The sequence below is a fragment of the Thermohahella caldifontis genome (assembly GCF_041153465.1).
Taxonomy (GTDB): domain Bacteria; phylum Pseudomonadota; class Gammaproteobacteria; order Pseudomonadales; family Oleiphilaceae; genus Thermohahella; species Thermohahella caldifontis.
In genome coordinates this window covers 684,297-702,653 of record NZ_CP154858.1, presented here as the reverse complement: position 1 = coordinate 702,653, position 18,357 = coordinate 684,297, and the positions used below count along the sequence as shown (strand labels likewise).

Annotated in this window: 17 protein-coding genes and 1 pseudogene; 9 read left to right on the top strand and 9 right to left on the bottom strand. The window is 57.8% G+C overall.

Features of this window, described 5'->3' with window-relative positions:
• Positions 1-8 precede the first annotated feature (8 nt).
• From gspK to gspE, 7 genes are read right to left on the bottom strand one after another with little or no spacing between them, the layout of a single operon-like run.
• Positions 9-983, bottom strand: coding sequence for a type II secretion system minor pseudopilin GspK (gene gspK / locus AAIA72_RS03390; RefSeq protein WP_369602042.1), 975 nt, complete (start codon positions 981-983; stop codon positions 9-11).
• 14 nt (positions 984-997) lie between these two features.
• On the bottom strand, positions 998-1,696 hold the full coding sequence (gene gspJ / locus AAIA72_RS03385; protein ID WP_369602041.1) for a type II secretion system minor pseudopilin GspJ: 699 nt from the start codon (positions 1,694-1,696) through the stop codon (positions 998-1,000).
• Complete coding sequence (gspI, locus tag AAIA72_RS03380) at positions 1,696-2,070, bottom strand: type II secretion system minor pseudopilin GspI (RefSeq protein WP_369602040.1); 375 nt, start codon at positions 2,068-2,070, stop codon at positions 1,696-1,698. Before gspI ends, gspJ begins: the two co-directional genes overlap by 1 nt.
• Positions 2,060-2,590, bottom strand: a complete 531-nt coding sequence (gene gspH, locus AAIA72_RS03375) for a type II secretion system minor pseudopilin GspH (RefSeq protein WP_369602039.1) — start codon at positions 2,588-2,590, stop codon at positions 2,060-2,062. The genes gspI and gspH overlap by 11 nt, the downstream gene beginning before the upstream one ends.
• 4 nt (positions 2,591-2,594) lie before the next feature.
• Entirely contained in the window at positions 2,595-3,026 is a 432-nt protein-coding gene (gene gspG / locus AAIA72_RS03370) for a type II secretion system major pseudopilin GspG (RefSeq protein ID WP_369602038.1), read from the bottom strand.
• 33 nt (positions 3,027-3,059) lie between these two features.
• The gene (gene gspF / locus AAIA72_RS03365; RefSeq protein ID WP_369602037.1) at positions 3,060-4,271 is read right to left on the bottom strand and encodes a type II secretion system inner membrane protein GspF; all 1,212 of its coding nucleotides are present in this window, start codon (positions 4,269-4,271) and stop codon (positions 3,060-3,062) included.
• Position 4,272: 1 nt separating this feature from the next.
• Positions 4,273-5,760, bottom strand: coding sequence for a type II secretion system ATPase GspE (gspE, locus tag AAIA72_RS03360; RefSeq protein WP_369602036.1), 1,488 nt, complete (start codon positions 5,758-5,760; stop codon positions 4,273-4,275).
• Between the two features lie 18 nt (positions 5,761-5,778).
• Here gspE and AAIA72_RS03355 point away from each other — a divergent pair, with 18 nt between their 5' ends.
• The 9 genes and pseudogenes from AAIA72_RS03355 (at position 5,779) to AAIA72_RS03315 (ending at position 16,434) form a co-directional block, all read left to right on the top strand.
• Complete coding sequence (locus tag AAIA72_RS03355; RefSeq protein WP_369602035.1) at positions 5,779-6,672, top strand: type II secretion system protein N; 894 nt, start codon at positions 5,779-5,781, stop codon at positions 6,670-6,672.
• A gap of 52 nt (positions 6,673-6,724) precedes the next feature.
• Positions 6,725-7,408, top strand: a complete 684-nt coding sequence (locus AAIA72_RS03350; RefSeq protein ID WP_369602034.1) for a transglutaminase-like cysteine peptidase — start codon at positions 6,725-6,727, stop codon at positions 7,406-7,408.
• Positions 7,409-7,576: 168 nt separating this feature from the next.
• Positions 7,577-7,984 (top strand): MerR family DNA-binding transcriptional regulator, encoded by a 408-nt coding sequence (locus AAIA72_RS03345; protein WP_369602033.1) that lies wholly within the window; start codon positions 7,577-7,579, stop codon positions 7,982-7,984.
• A 20-nt stretch (positions 7,985-8,004) separates the two neighbouring features.
• A pseudogene (locus AAIA72_RS03340) lies at positions 8,005-9,172 on the top strand (isovaleryl-CoA dehydrogenase).
• Positions 9,173-9,187: 15 nt separating this feature from the next.
• Positions 9,188-10,786, top strand: coding sequence for a carboxyl transferase domain-containing protein (locus tag AAIA72_RS03335; protein ID WP_369602032.1), 1,599 nt, complete (start codon positions 9,188-9,190; stop codon positions 10,784-10,786).
• A gap of 2 nt (positions 10,787-10,788) precedes the next feature.
• Entirely contained in the window at positions 10,789-11,562 is a 774-nt protein-coding gene (locus AAIA72_RS03330; RefSeq protein WP_369602031.1) for an enoyl-CoA hydratase-related protein, read from the top strand.
• Positions 11,559-13,544 (top strand): biotin carboxylase N-terminal domain-containing protein, encoded by a 1,986-nt coding sequence (locus AAIA72_RS03325; RefSeq protein ID WP_369602030.1) that lies wholly within the window; start codon positions 11,559-11,561, stop codon positions 13,542-13,544. Before AAIA72_RS03330 ends, AAIA72_RS03325 begins: the two co-directional genes overlap by 4 nt.
• Positions 13,541-14,452 (top strand): hydroxymethylglutaryl-CoA lyase, encoded by a 912-nt coding sequence (locus AAIA72_RS03320; protein WP_369602029.1) that lies wholly within the window; start codon positions 13,541-13,543, stop codon positions 14,450-14,452. The genes AAIA72_RS03325 and AAIA72_RS03320 overlap by 4 nt, the downstream gene beginning before the upstream one ends.
• Positions 14,449-16,434, top strand: coding sequence for an acetoacetate--CoA ligase (locus tag AAIA72_RS03315; RefSeq protein ID WP_369602028.1), 1,986 nt, complete (start codon positions 14,449-14,451; stop codon positions 16,432-16,434). The genes AAIA72_RS03320 and AAIA72_RS03315 overlap by 4 nt, the downstream gene beginning before the upstream one ends.
• A 65-nt stretch (positions 16,435-16,499) precedes the next feature.
• Here AAIA72_RS03315 and AAIA72_RS03310 read toward each other — a convergent pair whose 3' ends face one another.
• Positions 16,500-17,429 (bottom strand): electron transfer flavoprotein subunit alpha/FixB family protein, encoded by a 930-nt coding sequence (locus tag AAIA72_RS03310; RefSeq protein ID WP_369602027.1) that lies wholly within the window; start codon positions 17,427-17,429, stop codon positions 16,500-16,502.
• A 1-nt stretch (position 17,430) separates the two neighbouring features.
• Complete coding sequence (locus tag AAIA72_RS03305) at positions 17,431-18,180, bottom strand: electron transfer flavoprotein subunit beta/FixA family protein (RefSeq protein ID WP_369602026.1); 750 nt, start codon at positions 18,178-18,180, stop codon at positions 17,431-17,433.
• Positions 18,181-18,357 lie beyond the last annotated feature (177 nt).

Genomic DNA, 18,357 nt, shown 5'->3' with positions numbered 1-18,357 from the left:
GCGTTGCCTCATTGTACGTCCACGGCTTTTTTATCAATGTTAAAACGCTTTCCGAAATCACGCCTGACAGTTTGCATTTTACCTTGCCCGTCACGGTGAATCAGTGATTCCAGTCGGATGATGCGATCATCAAAATGTACCTTGATCCGGGCACGAAAGTAATCACTTTTGACTGTGAGGCCGGTTTCCTTGATGCCCAGACCTGCCAGTTCGTCTCGGGCGAGAAAGGATTGTACGTCCTTGAAGCCCTTGTCCGCTTTCCGCGCCTCGATCAGTGCCTCAGCCCTGGCCGCATCAATGCCTTCGTTCAGACTCTCCAGCACTTCCCGGGAGGCAGTGTTGACGTTGATTTTCAGCGTGGATGTGGGGAGCACACTGATCACGGGTTCAAGCTTTTTGAAATCCTCTTCAGTCATCCCGTCGATAAGCCACAATTCACTGATGTCGTTGAAGGGCTGGTTTGCCGCACGGTAGGGTGGCGATTTGAGCAGGTAGGTCTCATCTTCTGCACCACGGAACTGGTAGATCTCTTCATCATCGTCCATCCAGTCCACAAATTTTTCGGCATTGAGCTCAGGAGATACATTAAGAATGTTCAATAATCTTTTGAACTGATTGAGCGCCTGAAGGTTTACGGTCGTTTTGCCGTCCTTACGGGTGACCAGCGAATTGATATTGAAACGGCCCTGCATGTCGTCAAGTTGCCCCTCAAGACCCGCCCAGGCGGCAAGTGGAATCCGGATGGCCGCAGCACCCCAAGGTTCATCCAGTGTATCCACCATGCTTTTTTCACGATTATCCTTTTCCCAATCCGCATAAAGAATCTCTCTGGCATAGCTCTCTGCGGCGTACGCCAGATGACGACCTTGCTCCCTGAAAATATGATGGGCCGTGCGCTTGATGGTCAAAGCCGTACGGCTTTCCATATTCACCGCAACAATGGTGACCAGTGCGGTGATCAGCAGGACCAGGATGAGCGCCATCCCGCTTTGTCTGTTCACGCGCCTGCTCCGGAATTGTTATCTGACGGGTTGCCCCCGGGAACTGAACTGCTTGCAGCGTCCTCGTCTCCGGGATCCGGTTGGGCAAGCTCCAGAATGCGTCTGATGGTGCCGAACCTGCCTGTTTCCAACGTAAACTCAACTGCCCGCGGCATCAGAGCGACATCGTTTTCCGTATTGCCGGCAGCCTGCATCATTTCCAGGCTCGGCCAGTCATCATGCCAGGCGCCCTCGGCATCCATGAAGCGGAAGCGGAGCTGACCGACTGACTTGAGCAGTGCCTGTTCTCTTGGCAGGGTATCCTGAGCACGATCCAGTACTCGCCAGTAGAGCCGGTATAGCACACCATCCTTGACCTGATAGGCGACACGCTGAAGTTCACTGCGCCGCCCGCCCGCAAAATTGCTCCATCCGGTCCGGGTCAGCTCCACCGGGTACAGGATGTTGCGCGACGTCAGGGCAAACAGTGTTTCGCCATACTCTCCGCGTACAGGACGGGGCACGGCCTGCATCAAATCGTCTTCCAGATAGGAAACGGTTCGCTGAAGTGCTGAAAATTCTGCCGTGCGGGCCTTCATGGCTTTTTCAGCACGAACTGCCTGATCAAAAAGGTAATAGGCACCCACGCCGATCAGCGCGGTAATCCCGACAGCCAGCAGCACCTCCAGCAGTGTAAAACCTTCCTGGCGCTTCATCAGTGGGTACCACCATAGCCGGTCACAACAGCCACCTGTCGTGGTTCAAGTCCTTCTTCGACCCTTTGCACCGTGATGCGTATTTCCTTGACCCAGGGGTTGGGTGTCGCAATCACCTCACGTACGACCTTCCACTGACGGCCGGCAAAGGTCAGGTCCTCTCCTCTTCTGCCGGGACTCAGCCTGGATTGCAAGCGCAATTCGGTGATGGCGTTGGCAGCTATCCAGGCCGCCAGTGAGCGCTCTTCAAGACTTTCATGCCGTTGAACCGATGATGAAGTGCTCTTCAGGACCGTGGCAGCCACCAGACCGAAAATCAGCAAGGCCACCAGAACCTCGATGAGCGTGAAGCCGGCAATTCGTTTAGTGCGCATCTGCGGTCTCATCCATTTGCCGTTCCACATTATTGAAACCGTCTCCGCGAATGACGATCCTTGTCGTCTCCTCAGCCTTCAGGCTCAGTTCGGCTTCAAACGGCGTGTATTCACCCGACGGCGTGAGAATGACCTGTGGCTCAAAAGCTGTTTCGCTGCCCTGCTTCTCCTCCTTTTTCAGTCTGAAGGCCACTTCGTCATTTTTCAGGGTCAGACTCATCCACTCGGGTATGGAATGTGGGCGAAGGGCGCTCAGGTCAGGTTCCGTCCACTGGGTTGCCTCATCATTGAGCATCCGGAACAGATAGCGTTCATCCTCTACAGCAAAACCGAATACCTTGCCCTCGAAGATGCTTTCATCCCGCGCCAGGTTGATCACCGATACCAGCCTTTCGGCTTCCTGATCCAGCAAACGCCTTTCACGGTTGCCGCCCACTACCAGCGAGACCGCCCCCGCCATCAGACCAATAATGACGAGGACGACCAGAAGCTCAATGAGCGTGAAACCACGTGACCGCACTGTGTTACTGATCCAGATTCCAGTTGCCGATGTCAGCCGCGTCGCCTTCGCCGCCTTCCTTGCCGTCAGATCCCAGAGAATAGAGATCATAAGGCCCATGTGTACCCGGACTCAGGTACTGGTAGGGATTGCCCCAGGGATCCTTGGGCAGGCTCTTGATGTAGCCATTGGGATTCCAGTTCTTGGCTTCCGGGAATCCCGAGGGTTTCTTGACCAGTGCTTCAAGCCCCTGATCCGTGCTGGGGTAACTGAAATTGTCCAGCTTGTACATGTCCAGCGCATTGGACAGATTGCGGATATCGGATTTGGCAATGGTGACTTTGGCCTGATCCGCTCGCCCGAGGATGTTGGGAGCGACCGCCGCTATGAGCAGCCCCAGGATCACCATGACCACCATGATTTCAATCAGCGTAAAACCAGTTTGCTTTCTAATCATACTCTTAACAGCCTTTTTTCATGTAATGGTTAATTAGTTGACAAGATTGCTCATGTTGAGAATGGGTAGCATGATGGCCAGAACAATGACCAGGACAACCCCGCCCATCACCAGCAGCATGAGCGGCTCGAAAAGCCCGACCAGCGTGGCAATGATGCCCTGGAGTTCCGTCTCCTGAGCGTGAGCTGTCCGCTCCAGCATCTGATCCAGTTCACCTGAAGCCTCACCGCTGGCAATCATGTGCAGCATCAAAGGAGGAAAATATCCGGTCTGTTCCAGTGCTGCATGCAGCGTCCCGCCTTCTCTGACACTCTGGGTCGCGGCGGCCAGCGCATCCTTCAGGCAAATGTTGCTGAGGACTTCGCCTGCAATTTTCATGGCTTCCACCAGCGGTACGCCACTACTGTTCAGAATGGCCAGAGTACTGGCGAAGCGGGCTGTATTGGCGCCCCTGACAAATCTGCCTATGACCGGAGCCACCAGCAGGAAATGGTGCACCTGATAACGAAAATTATCCTGACGCATGGCGATGCGGAAGCCGATCAGGCCTGCAATGATGAGCACCAGGGCGATCAGTCCGTAATCCGTGACCCAACGACTCAGTACCAGTATGGCCTGAGTGAGCGGAGGCAGGTCCTGCCCCTGCTGAACAAAGACCTTGATGATATCCGGAACCACATAACCAAGCAGAAATGTCACAATGGCAATGGCCACAAAGGTGAGTATGATCGGATAGATGGCTGCGAGCTGGATCTTGTTCCTTGCAGCCTGCCTTTGTTCGGTATAGTCCGCCAGTCTGTTGAGCACCAGGTCCAGATGCCCCGAATGTTCGCCGGCAGCCACAGTGGCGCGATACATCTCCGGAAATGCGGAAGGGAAGCTGGCCATGCTGTCTGCAAGCGGGTAACCCTCCAATACCTTCGAGCGCACCGCCATCATGATCGTACGGACCTTGGGCTTTTCCGACTGGCGCGCTATGGCCCCCAGTGCTTCCTCGATCGGAATGCCGGACTGCACAAGGGTCGCAAGCTGTCGGGTCACTATGGCCAGATCCGTTGCAGAAAGGCTTTTGCGGCGGAAGCTGAACTGCCCTTTGTCTGCCTTTTCCTTCGCCTGGTTGACTTCGATCGGTGATAATTGCTGCTCCCTGAGCTGGGCGCGCGCCTGACGGGCGCTGTCGGCTTCCAGTACACCCTTTCGCGTCTTGCCCCGCTGATCAAGCGCCGTGTATTCGAATGCAGGCATATCAGTCCCTGTGTGTGACGCGCAGCACTTCCTCTACAGAGGTCATGCCCTTGAGGATCTTGTCCACGCCATCAGCATGGATGGAAGGCGACTTCTGTCTGGCGGCTGTCTCCAGTTCCAGTTCACCAGCCTGCTTGTGAATGAGCTGCCGAAGGGTATCGTCCACTTCAATGATTTCATAGATACCCAGCCGGCCCCGGTAGCCAAGCTGGTTACACTCTTCACATCCCGCTGCCCGGTAGATGGTGGGCGGCGCCTTCGGGTCCGCACCCAGAAAATGGCAGACTTCCGCATCCGGCTGATAGGCTTCCTTGCACGCGGGACAAAGCACGCGGACAAGTCGTTGTGCGAGCACCCCGATCAGGCTTGAAGAAATCAGGAAGGGTTCGATGCCCATGTCCACGAGGCGCGTGACAGCACCCACGGCAGTATTCGTATGCAGTGTTGACAGCACAAGGTGTCCGGTAAGACTGGCCTGGACGGCGATTTCGGCGGTTTCCAGGTCGCGGATCTCACCGATCATGACAACGTCCGGGTCCTGACGCAGAATGGCTCTGAGCCCCTTGGCGAAGGTCATGCCTACTTTGGTATTGACCTGTGTCTGTCCGATTCCGGGCAGATGATATTCGATCGGGTCCTCGACCGTCAGAATGTTGCGTGAACGGTCATTGATTTCGCTGATAGCGGAATACAAGGTGGTGGTTTTCCCCGATCCGGTCGGACCGGTAACCAGTATGATGCCATGCGGCCGGTGTATCAGACGCTTCATAGCCTGCAAATCCCGTTCGCACATGCCCAGCGATTCGAGTCTGAGACGGCCGGCCTGTTTCTCGAGCAGACGCATGACGATACGCTCGCCGCTGGCGCTGGGCATGGTGGAAACACGAATATCCACTTCCTTGCCAGCGACTCTGAGCGAAATGCGGCCATCCTGGGGAATGCGCTTTTCCGCAATATCCAGCTTGGACATCACCTTGATACGACTGACCAGCAGCGGCGCCAGCGTGCGTTTGGGCTTGACGACTTCCCTGAGCACGCCATCCACACGGTAACGCACCACCAATTCCTGTTCGAAGGTTTCGATATGAATATCGGAAGCACCGACCTTGACCGCTTGCGAGAGAATGGCATTGATCAGCCGGATGATCGGAGCGTCATCCTCCTGCTCCAGAAGATCCTCCGTCTCAGGAACCGAGTTGGCAAGGCTGTTGAGGTCCAGTTCATCGGTGATACCCTCTGCGATTTGCATGGCATCCGCACCGTCGCTCTGATAGGCCTGATTCAGTTCATGGTCGAAGGTGTCCGGGTCCACCATTCTCAGTTTGCCCGGCTTGCCGGCCAGCCGCTGAGCTTCCATGAAGGCAGTAACCGGCGCATTGTGCCTGTACACAATGGCGTGCCCTTCATCCTCCTGACGAAGAAAAACACCCTGGCGGCGTGCAAAGGCAAATGGTAACCGCGCTGTGTTGGCCGGGTTCCGAGACTGCATATACATTCACCTGAAGCAATGGAATATCGAATACGTCATGCTGCACCAGTAGCCCGGGCTTGTCACTCCCCCAACCGGACGATCCTCGCGGAAAGTGTGGCACAGCTAACACCTTATTTTCAAAATACTTCCCTGTACGATCAAAATCCATTAACGTTCGCTCATTATGGACACTTTTATGGCGTGATTCAGGTGGCATCCGGGATTCTGAATGTTTTTTCCCCAAAACGCACAGCAGCAATCCTGCTGGTGGCAATGCTGGCCTGGCTTGGTTTCCAGGGCTGGACAGCTTGGAAACAGCTGGGTAGCTGGCAGAATCCGCCGCCGGTACGGATGATACAACCACCGGCTGCACGGACTGTTGAGGGAGAGGCGATTGCCAGGGTTCACTTGTTCGGAGAGCCGCAGGCGGTAACACCGGAAAAATCCATTCCTGAGGATCTGCCCGAAACCCGTCTTCGGCTTACCCTGCGAGGGGTAGCAGATGGCTCCGACGGCCGTGAGGAAGGTGCGCTGATTGACGGGCCCGATGGCCGTACCGAATTTTACAGACTCGGGGAAACCGTCACCGGTGGTGCCCTACTCAAGGATGTGCGTGAAGACAGCGTCGTGCTTGACCGGAAAGGCAAACTGGAAGTGTTGAGGTTCCCGGAAACCTCGGAAACTTCAGGCGGTTTCGAAGTTACCGCTGTGGCACCGGATGCCGCTGATTTCGGTGACGATGAAGACTCCGGGTTCAGCGGAAGCAATGATGAACAGGTCCCGGAGGAAGCATCCGATCCGGATTTCTCTCAAGGCACCGCAGAAGTACCCATGTATTCGGCACCGGTTATTGACGAAGCGCGCCGGGAAGAAATCCGGGCCAAACTTCAGCAACTGCGGGAACAGATTCGCGCACAAAGTCAGCAGTAAACCAGCCGGATGATCTATACTGCATCTGTAAACGATGCAGCCGGAGTCGTGTGTGCAATATTCAGGTGGTTTCCCGGTCACTGCGTTCACCCGGGTCATGGCGCTGGTGATCTGTGTGCTGGCGGCCGGTGCCTTCCAGCTGTCTGACAGTCTTCTGAACGCCGTTACCAAGGAGTATGGTGACAAGGCCCGTCTCCGGCTGTTGTACTGGGAAAGGCTCCTGAACCTGCCGCAAACGCTTTCCGATCAGGACAAGCTGGACAAGGTCAACCGGTTTTTCAATCGCGCCCGCTTCGTCTCGGATATCGAGCATTGGGGGCGTGCGGATTATTGGGCCACCCCCGTCGAGTTCCTGAGCACCAACGGAGGTGACTGCGAAGATTTTGCACTGGCCAAATATTTCACGCTCAGACAGCTGGGCGTGGCAGATGAAAAATTGCGCGTCACCTACGTCAAGGCGCTCACACTCAACCAGGCGCACATGGTGCTGGCCTACTACCCCACCCCCGGTGCCGAACCGTTGATTCTGGATAATCTGATTCCGGAGATCAAACCTGCGGGGGAGCGCAAGGATCTCTATCCCATCTACAGTTTCAATGGTTCCGGACTCTGGCTTGCACGCCAGAAAACCCAGGGCAGCCCCGTATCGACTCCGGAGCGCCTGAATGAATGGGTGTTCTTCCGGAAGCGACTGGCCAGCCAGTTGCAGAACTCCAGCCTTTCCCTGCCATTTTGATCATCTGCACCGCTGATGGATCCGTAAATCTGCCAGATCGGTCATCGGTTGCCCCGAACCCTGCCATCGGCGGAATTGCTCCAGTGCTTTCGGCATTTGGTCTATATTGACGTTTACGTTAACGTAAACATATACTGCCTGAAATGCCATGAACGGGAGCATGCACGGTTGAGCAAACGCACCTATACCATCAGTGATCTTGCGCGGGAATTTGATGTCACCACGCGGACCATTCGTTTCTATGAAGCGGAAGGTCTGCTGAACCCTCGCCGGGAAGGTCAGAAACGCATTTATACGGACAAGGACAGGGTCAACCTCAAGCTCATCCTGCGAGGCAAGCGATTGGGACTGACCCTTGCCGAATCCAGGGAACTCATCGGCCTTTATGATCCGGCACATGGCAACATCACCCAGCTTCAGCGCATGCTGGAAAAGATTCAGGAACGCCGCGCCATTCTCGAGCAGCAACTGGCCGATATCCGTCTCATGCAAACCGAACTGGATGCCGCCGAAGAACGCTGCCTTGAGGCGCTCAGGCGCGCCCAAAGCACCCCGTCAGAACAATCACAACATTAAACGAGATACGAGGTCGGAATATGGCACCCCAATACCCCACTCTTCAGTTTGGTTTTGATGAAACCCTGACCATGCTTCAGGATCAGGTCCGCAACTTTGCCCAGTCGGAACTTGCGCCCATTGCAGCCGATGTGGACAGGGAAAATGCCTTCCCCATGCACATCTGGAAACGCCTGGGAGAGATGGGGTTGTTGGGGATTACGGTCAGCGAGGCCTATGGTGGCAGCGGTCTCGGCTATCTGGCACATGTGCTGGCCATGGAGGAAATCAGCAGGGCCTCCGCCTCCATCGGCCTGAGTTATGGTGCGCACTCCAATCTGTGCGTCAACCAGATCTACCGGAACGGCAACGAAGCGCAAAAGGCGCGTTATCTGCCCAAACTGGTGTCCGGGGAGCACGTTGGCGCCCTGGCCATGTCAGAACCCAATGCCGGCAGTGATGTGGTTTCCATGACCCTCAGAGCGGTGAAAAAGGGGATCGTTACATCCTGAACGGCAGCAAGATGTGGATCACCAATGGTCCCGATGCGGACACCTACGTGATCTATGCGAAAACGGATCCGGAGCGTGCTGCACACGGGATTACGGCATTCATCGTCGAGCGGGATTTCAAGGGCTTTTCCCGCGGGCCCAAACTGGACAAGCTGGGCATGCGCGGCTCCAATACCTGCGAGCTCATCTTCGAAGACTGTGAAGTCCCCGAGGAAAACATACTGGGGGGCTGAACCAGGGGGTTCGGGTACTGATGAGCGGCCTGGATTACGAGCGCGTGGTTTTGTCAGGCGGACCTGTCGGCATCATGCAGGCCTGCCTGGACGTGGTGCTTCCTTATGTTCACGAGCGCAAGCAGTTCGGCCAGCCCATCGGGCAGTTTCAGCTCATTCAGGGCAAGCTGGCCGACATGTACACTCACCTGAATGCCTCCCGCGCCTACCTCTACGCCGTAGCCGCTTCCTGTGACCGTGGCGAGACCACGCGAAAGGATGCAGCCGGGGTCATCCTGTTCTGTGCGGAAAAAGCCACCCAGATGGCTCTGGATGCCATCCAGATCCTTGGCGGCAACGGGTATATCAATGACTTCCCGACGGGACGACTGCTCCGCGATGCCAAGCTCTATGAAATCGGCGCCGGCACATCCGAAATCCGCCGCATGCTCATTGCGCGGGAACTGTTCAACGAAACCACCTGATTCGCCGGGGTAGCCATGAAGCTCATCAGTACACTGGATAGCCGTTCCGACGATTTCCGGAGGCGGCAGGAATGGATGTCCGGGTTGCTTGCCCAATGGCGGGAGCGAATGGACAAGGTACGTCTTGGCGGTGGCGAAGCTGTTCAGCAGCGCTATCGGGAACGCGGCAAGCTGTCCCCGAGGGAGCGTATATCGAGACTGCTGGACCCGGGATCGCCCTTTCTGGAAGTTGCACCACAGGCAGCCTGGAACGTCTATGACGATTATGTGCCCGGTGCAGGTATCATCGCGGGGATCGGCAAGGTTCATGGCCGGGATTGCATGGTGGTGGCCAATGACTTCACGGTCAAGGGCGGTACCTACTACCCGCTGACGGTCAAGAAGCATATCCGGGCTCAGACCATTGCCGAACAGAACCGTCTGCCCTGCATCTACCTCGTGGACTCCGGGGGCGCCAACCTGCCCCGTCAGGATGAAGTCTTCCCCGACAAGGAAGATTTCGGACACATCTTTTACCGCCAGGCAAGAATGTCCGCACAGGGCATTCCACAGATTGCCGTCGTACTCGGGCTGTGCACGGCAGGCGGGGCCTATGTGCCGGCCATGGCGGATGAAGCCATCATGGTGGCCCATCAGAGCTCCATCTTCCTGGCCGGCCCCCCGCTCGTCAAGGCGGCAACGGGCGAGACCGTTTCGGCCGAAGACCTGGGAGGAGCGGATGTGCACTGCAGGGTTTCCGGTGTCGCCGATCATTACGCGCGGGATGAGTTTCAGGCCTTGCAGCGTGCGCGAGATGCGGTCAGGCGTCTCAATGGCAATCCTTCACCCGGATTGCCCGGCGGGCCTGCGCCTGCCTATCCGGCGGAAGAGTTGCGGGGCATCGTGCCCGAGTCACCCAAGACACCCTTCGACATGCGGGAGGTCATCGCGCGGATTGTGGACGCATCGGAGCTGGACGAGTTCAAGGCCGAATACGGCAAAACCCTGATCTGTGGCTTTGCCGCCATTGAAGGTGTTCAGGTCGGGATCGTCGCCAACAACGGCATTCTGTTTTCCGAATCCGCCCTCAAGGGCGCACACTTTGTGGAACTCTGCTGTCAGCGCAACATCCCGCTGATCTTTCTCCAGAATATCACGGGTTTCATGGTGGGCTCGAAATACGAAGCGGAAGGTATCGCCAAGCATGGCGCCAAACTGGTTCACGCCGTTGCCTGTGCCAACGTGCCGAAGTTCACGGTCATTGTCGGCGGGAGCTATGGTGCCGGCAACTATGGCATGTGCGGACGCGCATACAACCCCAGATTTCTCTGGATGTGGCCCAATGCACGGATTGCCGTGATGGGGGCAGAACAGGCTGCAGGCGTCATGGTACAGGTGCGTCAGGACGCGGCCGCCCGGAAGGGCACCGCCTTGACCGAAGCGGAAGCCGAAACCATCCGGCGTCCGATTCTGGAACAGTTCGAACGCCAGTCCGACCCCTGGTATGCCACCGCCCGCCTCTGGGATGACGGCATCATTGATCCGGCAGATACCCGGATGGTGCTTGCACTTGGATTGCAGGCTGCGCTCAACGCCCCTGCGGAACCCACTCACTTCGGCGTCTTCAGGATGTGACCATGATCGCAACGGATACAGAAAACCATATTGTCCGCATTGGTATTGACCGCGCTGACAAGCGCAATGCCTTCGACGAGCACGTCATACGCAATCTGACGGAGGCCTTTCGTAATCTGCCGGCAGATACCCGGGCAGTGTTGCTGTATGGCAAGGGCAAGCATTTCTCCGCGGGTGCGGATCTGGCATGGATGAAACGCCTGGGTGCCGCCACCGAAGCGGAAAATATCCGCGATGCCGAACGCCTCGCAGACCTGATGGACGCAGTGGATACCTGCCCTGTCCCGGTTGTCTGCCGCGTGACCGGGGCTGCCTATGGCGGCGCAGTCGGCCTGATCGCCTGCGCCGATATTGTACTGGCTGACACCAGCGCACGGCTGTGCCTGAGCGAAGTCAGGCTCGGACTCATTCCCGCCGTGATCAGCCCTTACGTCATTCGTGCCATGGGCGCTCGACAGGCCAGACGCTTCATGCTGAGTGCTGAAGAGATACCGGCCACAGTGGCCAGGCAACTCGGGCTGATTCACGATGTCACGGAACCTGACAGGCTGGATGAGGCTTGTAACCGGATGCTGCGCACCCTGACGGAAAACGCCCCGTCAGCGGTCAGGCACTGCAAGCAACTGATCCGGGACGTTTCCGGCACCACCCCGGATCACCGGATTCAGGCACTGACGGCAAGAGCGATTGCCGAGCGCCGTGCCAGCACAGAAGCGCAGGAAGGGCTGAACGCCTTTCTGGAAAAGCGTGCCCCGGCGTGGAGGGCCCGCCCATGAAGCATATCAAACGGCTGTTGGTGGCCAATCGCGGTGAAATCGCCGTGCGCATCATCCGTACCGCGAGACAACTGGGCATTCATACCATCACCATCCACTCCGGTCAGGATGCGGATGCGCCCCATGTTCTGGCGGCAGATGAAGCCTGGCATGTGGAAGGCAGCCCACCGGTCAGAGCGTATCTGAATCAGGATGACATCCTGAGAGTGGCCACAATGGCGGATGCGGATGCGCTGCACCCCGGTTATGGATTTCTCTCCGAAAATGCGGGCTTTGCACGTAGCGTCCGTGAGCGCGGAATACGCTTCGTCGGGCCAGCGCCGGAAGCCATATCCCGCATGGGTGACAAGTCCAGGGCCAAGGCAGAAATGGAAGCTGCCGGTGTTCCCACCGTGCCCGGCTATCACGGTGATGATCAGACGGCTGCACGATTGCTGGACGAAGCACGCCGGATGGGGTTCCCCGTACTGATCAAGGCCAGCGCCGGCGGGGGTGGAAAAGGGATGAAAGTGGCCGGGTCCGAGGCGGATTTCCCCGATGCCCTGGCCAGTGCAAAGCGGGAAGCGCTGAGTGCCTTCGGGTCCGACCACGTACTGCTGGAAAAGTACCTGCCTGTTGCCCGGCATGTGGAAGTTCAGCTGCTGTGCGACCATTTCGGCAAGGCACTTTATGTGGGCGACCGGGACTGCTCCGTGCAGCGGCGGCATCAGAAGATTCTCGAAGAGGCCCCCGCGCCGGGATTGGATGATGCGACTCGTCAGGCCATGGGCGATGCGGCCGTTCGCTGTGCCAAAGCACTGGACTATCGCAATGCCGGCACGGTGGAATTCCTGCTTGCACCGAATGGCAACTTCTATTTCATGGAGGTCAATACGCGCCTTCAGGTCGAACATCCGGTTACCGAGGCCGTGTACGGGCTCGATCTGGTGGAATGGCAGTTGCGCATCGCCGATGACCAGCCGCTGCCGTTTTCGCAAAGCGATATACGTGCCACGGGCCACGCCATTGAAGCCCGCATCTACGCCGAACAGCCCGAAAAGGGATTTCTGCCCGCCACCGGCCGGCTGACCGCACTGGAGTGGCCTGACACCGTGCCGGGGTTGCGTATCGATCATGCCTTGCGTGAGGGCCTGGAAATCACCCCTCACTTTGACCCCATGCTGGCCAAGGTGATCGCATCGGCACCCTCGCGGGACGCTGCACTGGGCAACCTGTATCAGGCGCTGGCCCATTCACGCATCGATGGTGTTCAGACCAATGTGTCGTACCTGTTGCAGATACTTGCCCATGAAGATTTTCGTGATGCCAGACTGGATACACGGTTATGTGAGCGAGTGAAACCCGGTGGCGAACCTTCGGAACCCGAAGTCGTCAGCCAGGCGCTGGCGGCGTGGTTGCACGAGGCACGCCTCAGGCTGGATCCGGTCAGTCGCCAGTGGGCTTTTCGCAGCGTCATGCCCGTATACGAGCAATATCTGACGCTGCTGCAGGGTGAAAGACGCCTGCACCTGGCGGTCCGGATGGCTGGTTCGCGGGTGGAAGCACATTCGGAATGCGGCACATTCACCTTCGAACTGCTGCCGGGTGACCGACACGGTCAGGCCGCGATACGCCTTGAAAATGGCCAGACCATACAGATCCGCTACGCCTGCCCGTCCGGCCGGTTGGTCATATACAGCCCGCCTCTGGCCACCTTTACCCTGCTCGAGCCGGATGCCTACGATCCCGCCGGGAGCGAAGGCGGTTCTGACAATCTTGCGCCCATGACAGGTGCTGTGGTGAAGGTGCTCGCAAAACCCGGACAGCGACTGAAATCCGGAGATACGGTCATGGTGATGGAGGCGATGAAGATGGAGCATCCGGTCAGGGTCTCCCGGGATGGCACACTGAAGCGCATTCTCGTGAACGAGGGGGATCAGGTACAGGAAGGTCAGCGACTCTTCGAGTACACTGAGCATACCGGATCAGAGGATGCCTCATGAGCGACATCACACTGATTGAAGTCGGCCCCCGTGACGGTCTTCAGAATGAAAGGACACCTCTGGATGCGGCGACACGCATTCAGCTTGTCGAACACCTGAACGATGCGGGACTGCACGATATTGAAGTGGGCAGCTTCGTTTCACCTCAATGGGTGCCGCAGATGGCCGGCACGGAGCACGTTATTGACGCACTGGCCCGGCGTCACTTCAACAAGATTGCCCTGGTGCCGAATGAAAAGGGACTGGAACGCGCACTGGCCCACCCCGTGGAGACCATCGCCATCTTCACCGCAGCCAGTGACACCTTCTGCCAGCGCAATATCAACTGCACGATTGATGAGAGCCTCAGCCGGTTTCGCGCGGTCGTGGCGCGAGCACTGGACGCGGGCATGGCGGTCAGAGGCTATGTCTCCTGTCTCATGGCTTGTCCCTATGAAGGCCCGACCAATGCCGAAGCGGTCATCCGGGTGACGGAGGCGCTCCTGGACATAGGCTGTGTCGAGGTATCCCTGGGCGATACCATCGGCGTGGGTACCGCCAGACAGATTGCACAACGGATTGAACAGGTGCTCAAGGTAACCGGCACCGGACAGATCGCTTTGCACCTGCACGATACCCGCGGTCAGGCGGTTTCCGCCATCGACCGCTGTCTGGATCTGGGCATTACACGTTTTGATACGTCCATAGCCGGTCTGGGCGGCTGTCCTTATGCCCGCGGTGCCAGTGGCAATGTCGCCACCGAAGACGTGGTCTATCTTCTGGAAAAAAATGGCTATGACACCGGACTCGACATGGACCGCCTGGCAGAAACCGGCCACTGGATATCCCAGCACCTGGGACGGCCTTATACGGCCAGAGCGGGCCTGGCACATTACAACACCATGACACTCAAGGAGGGCGAGGCATGACGACTCAACCACTGTGGGTCCCTTCTGAAGCGCAGAAGAAAAGCGCAGTGATCTCATCCTATATCAGATGGTTGCAGGATAATCTTCAGGTTACTTGTCAGGACTGGAGTGCGCTGCATCGCTGGTCTGTCGAACACAAGGAAGCGTTCTGGCACAGCCTGGTCACCTATTTCAACGTGCAGGGTGATTTTTCACAGGGGCCCGTTCTTGAGAATCCAGACGCCATGCCCGGTGCCCGCTGGTTTCCCAATGCCCGCCTCAGTTTTGCCGAAAACCTGCTTCAGGGCAATGACCAGGCGCTGGCCCTGATCGAACATGCCGAAAACGGCGAGCGCAGAACACTCACCCGGGCAGAGCTGCGACAACAGGTTGGCAATCTGGCCCATCAGCTTCGTGAACTGGGCGTTCAGGCAGGCGATCGGGTGGCCGCCATCACCGCCAACCGGATTGAAGCGGTTATTGGCATGCTGGCGACCACCTCCATTGGTGCAGTATGGAGCAGCTGCTCTCCCGAATTCGGGCTGTCAGGCATTCTGGATCGGTTCACACAGATTGAGCCCCGGGTATTGATTGCCGTCAATGGCTATCGCTATGCGGGCAAGATCCACGACTGTCGGGACAAGGTCCTGGCCGTTTCCCGGGCCCTGCCTTCCCTGTCCGCAGTGATTCCGTACCACTATGAAGGTGATAGCTGGGATCCCTCCGCATTTTCCTGCCCTGTTATTGGCTGGGAACACGCGGTGGCCGGTCAGCACAAGCCCGCTTTTGAACGTGTTCCCTTCAACCACCCCCTGTACATCCTGTATTCCAGCGGCACCACCGGAAAACCCAAGTGCATCGTGCACGGCACCGGGGGAACCTTGCTTCAGCACGTCAAGGAGCTGGGGCTGCACACCAATCTCAGAGCCGGCGACCGGATACTGTTCTACACCACCTGCGGCTGGATGATGTGGAACTGGCTGGTGAGTGCGCTGGCACTTCAGGCGGTTCCTGTCCTCTATGACGGCTCGCCCTTCGCGCCCGATGCCCGCCGTCTCTGGGAGATTGCCGAACAGGAAGAGCTGGTCGCGCTGGGTGCCGGGGCAAAATTCTATGCCGGCTGTGACAAGGCCGGCGTATCCTTCCGGGAAACGCCGAATGCCCTGCCCCACTTGCGGACACTGCTTTCCACCGGCTCGCCATTGGCCCATGAGACCTTTGATTACCTGTATCAGCACATCAAACCGGATGTGTGTGTCAGCTCCATATCGGGTGGCACAGATATCGTCAGCTGTTTTGCGTTGGGTAACCCCATCCTCCCGGTCTATCGGGGCGAGCTTCAATGCATCGGGCTGGGAATGGACGTGGCGTTTTATGATGATGCCGGCCAGCCGGTTCCCCCAGGGACGCGGGGCGAGCTGGTCTGCCGACAGCCGTTCCCGTCCATGCCGGTCGGATTCTGGAATGACCCGGATCAGTGCAAGTACCGGGGTGCTTATTTCGAGCGTTTTCCCGGCGTCTGGGCTCATGGTGATTTCGGCGAACTGAGTTTTCATCCGGCCTCAGGTGAACTGCCCGAACAAACCGGTGTCATCATCCATGGTCGTTCGGATGCCACCCTGAACCCCGGAGGTGTTCGTATCGGCACGGCGGAAATATACAGACAGGTGGAAACCTTTGATGAAGTCCTGGAAGCGTTGGTCGTGGGGCAGCGCTGGCAGGATGACGAGAGGATTGTGTTGTTCGTTCGCTTGCGCGACGGGGTGAGCTTGACGGAGGAACTGCAATCCCGAATCCGTGCACGTATCCGGGAACAGGCATCCGTCCGGCATGTGCCCGCAAAAATCATCGCTGTGCCGGATATTCCCCGAACACTGAGCGGAAAAATCAGCGAGCTGGCCGTCAAGCGCCTCATTCATGGTGAAGCGCCGGGTAATACGGACGCCCTCGCCAACCCGGAAGCACTGGATCACTTCAGGAATCTGGCCGAGCTGCAGTCCTGATGCACGAAAAGCAAAAGGGGAAGGCCACGCCGACCCTCCCCTTCATTACTGCATGACCGGACGGATCAGAGCTTGCTGATCAGCTCGGGGACCGCCTCGAACAGGTCTGCCACCAGGCCGTAGTCCGCTACCTGGAAGATCGGTGCGTCTTCGTCCTTGTTGATGGCAACAATGACCTTACTGCCGCTCATACCGGCCAGGTGCTGGATTGCACCGGAGATGCCCACGGCGATGTAGAGATCAGGTGCCACGATCTTGCCGGTCTGGCCTACCTGCAGGTCGTTGGGGACAAAGCCCGCATCCACTGCAGCACGGGAAGCACCGACTGCACCACCCAGCTTGTCAGCCAGCTCGTACAGCATCTTGAAGTTTTCGCCGTTCTGCATGCCGCGGCCACCGGAAACCACCACGCGGGCGCTGGTCAGATCCGGACGGTCGGACTTGGCGATTTCTTCCTTCACGAACTCGGATACACCCGCGTCCTTCACGATATCCAGCTTCTCGACCGCTGCGGAGCCACCCTCTGCTGCCACCGGATCGAAGGCCGTGCCACGAACGGTGATCACCTTGATCGGGTCTTCGCTCTGTACGGTTGCCAGCGCGTTACCGGCATAGAAAGGACGCACGAAGGTGTCCGGAGAAACCACCTTGACGATATCGGAAATCTGCGCCACATCCAGCAGGGCCGCGACACGCGGCATGAAATCCTTGCCGAACGTATTTGCCGGCGCCAGGATATGCGTGTAATCCTTGGCGATTTCAGTCACCAGCAGGGCTATGTTCTCGGCGAGGTGGTGGCCGTACGCCGCGTTGTCAGCGACCAGTACCTTGCTGACACCCTCTGCCTTGGCGGCCTGCTCGGCTACCGCCCCACAGTTTTCGCCGGCAACCAGAACCACAATGTCGCCACCGATCTGCTTTGCCGCACCCAGCACGTTCAGGGTAACGGGCTTCAGATTCTGATTGTCATGATCTGCAACAACAAGCACGCTCATGTTAGATCACCTTCGCTTCGTTTTTCAGTTTGTCGATCAGCTCGTCCACGCTCTTCACCTTGATGCCGGGCTTGCGCTGAGGCGGCGGCTCGACTTTCAGTGTCTTCAGGCGCGGCTTGAGTTCGACACCCAGATCTGCAACGCTCAGGGTTTCAAGCGGCTTCTTCTTCGCCTTCATGATGTTCGGCAGCGAAGCATAGCGCGGCTCGTTCAGACGCAGATCTGCAGTCACCACGGCGGGCAGCTTGAGCTTGACGTCCATGAGACCACCGTCAATCTCACGCTCAACCACAGCGTGATCGCCTTCCACATCCAGGCGGGATGCGAAGGTGCCCTGTCCGATGCCCAGCAGGGCAGCCAGCATCTGACCGGTCTGGTTGTTGTCCGTGTCAATGGACTGCTTGCCAAGCAGGATCAGCTGGGGCTGCTCCTTTTCAACGACAGCCTTGAGCAGCTTGGCTGCGTCCAGGGACTGAACTTCCTGGTCCGTCTCGATCAGGATGCCGCGGTCCGCACCCAGTGCCAGAGCGGTACGGATCTGTTCCTGAGCAGCCTTGGGACCAATGGAGACCACAACCACTTCCGTAGCGATACCCTTTTCCTTCAGACGAACGGCTTCTTCAACCGCAATTTCGTCGAAGGGGTTCATCGCCATCTTGACGTTGGTCAGATCCACACCTGAATTGTCAGGCTTGACACGTACTTTGACGTTGTAGTCAATAACTCGTTTAACAGCGACCAGAACCTTCATAGATTCCTCGTATTTATCAGCGATGGGTTCATCTGCATGCATGGGCCTGCAGCGCGCCATGCACCCATTGTTTTACGACTGTGTGACGTTCGAGGCCCACATAATGAAGCCAACGGATACACAGGTCAACTGCCTTGCCGGTCCGCTGTCATGCAAATCCGGCAAAACTTGAGGGGC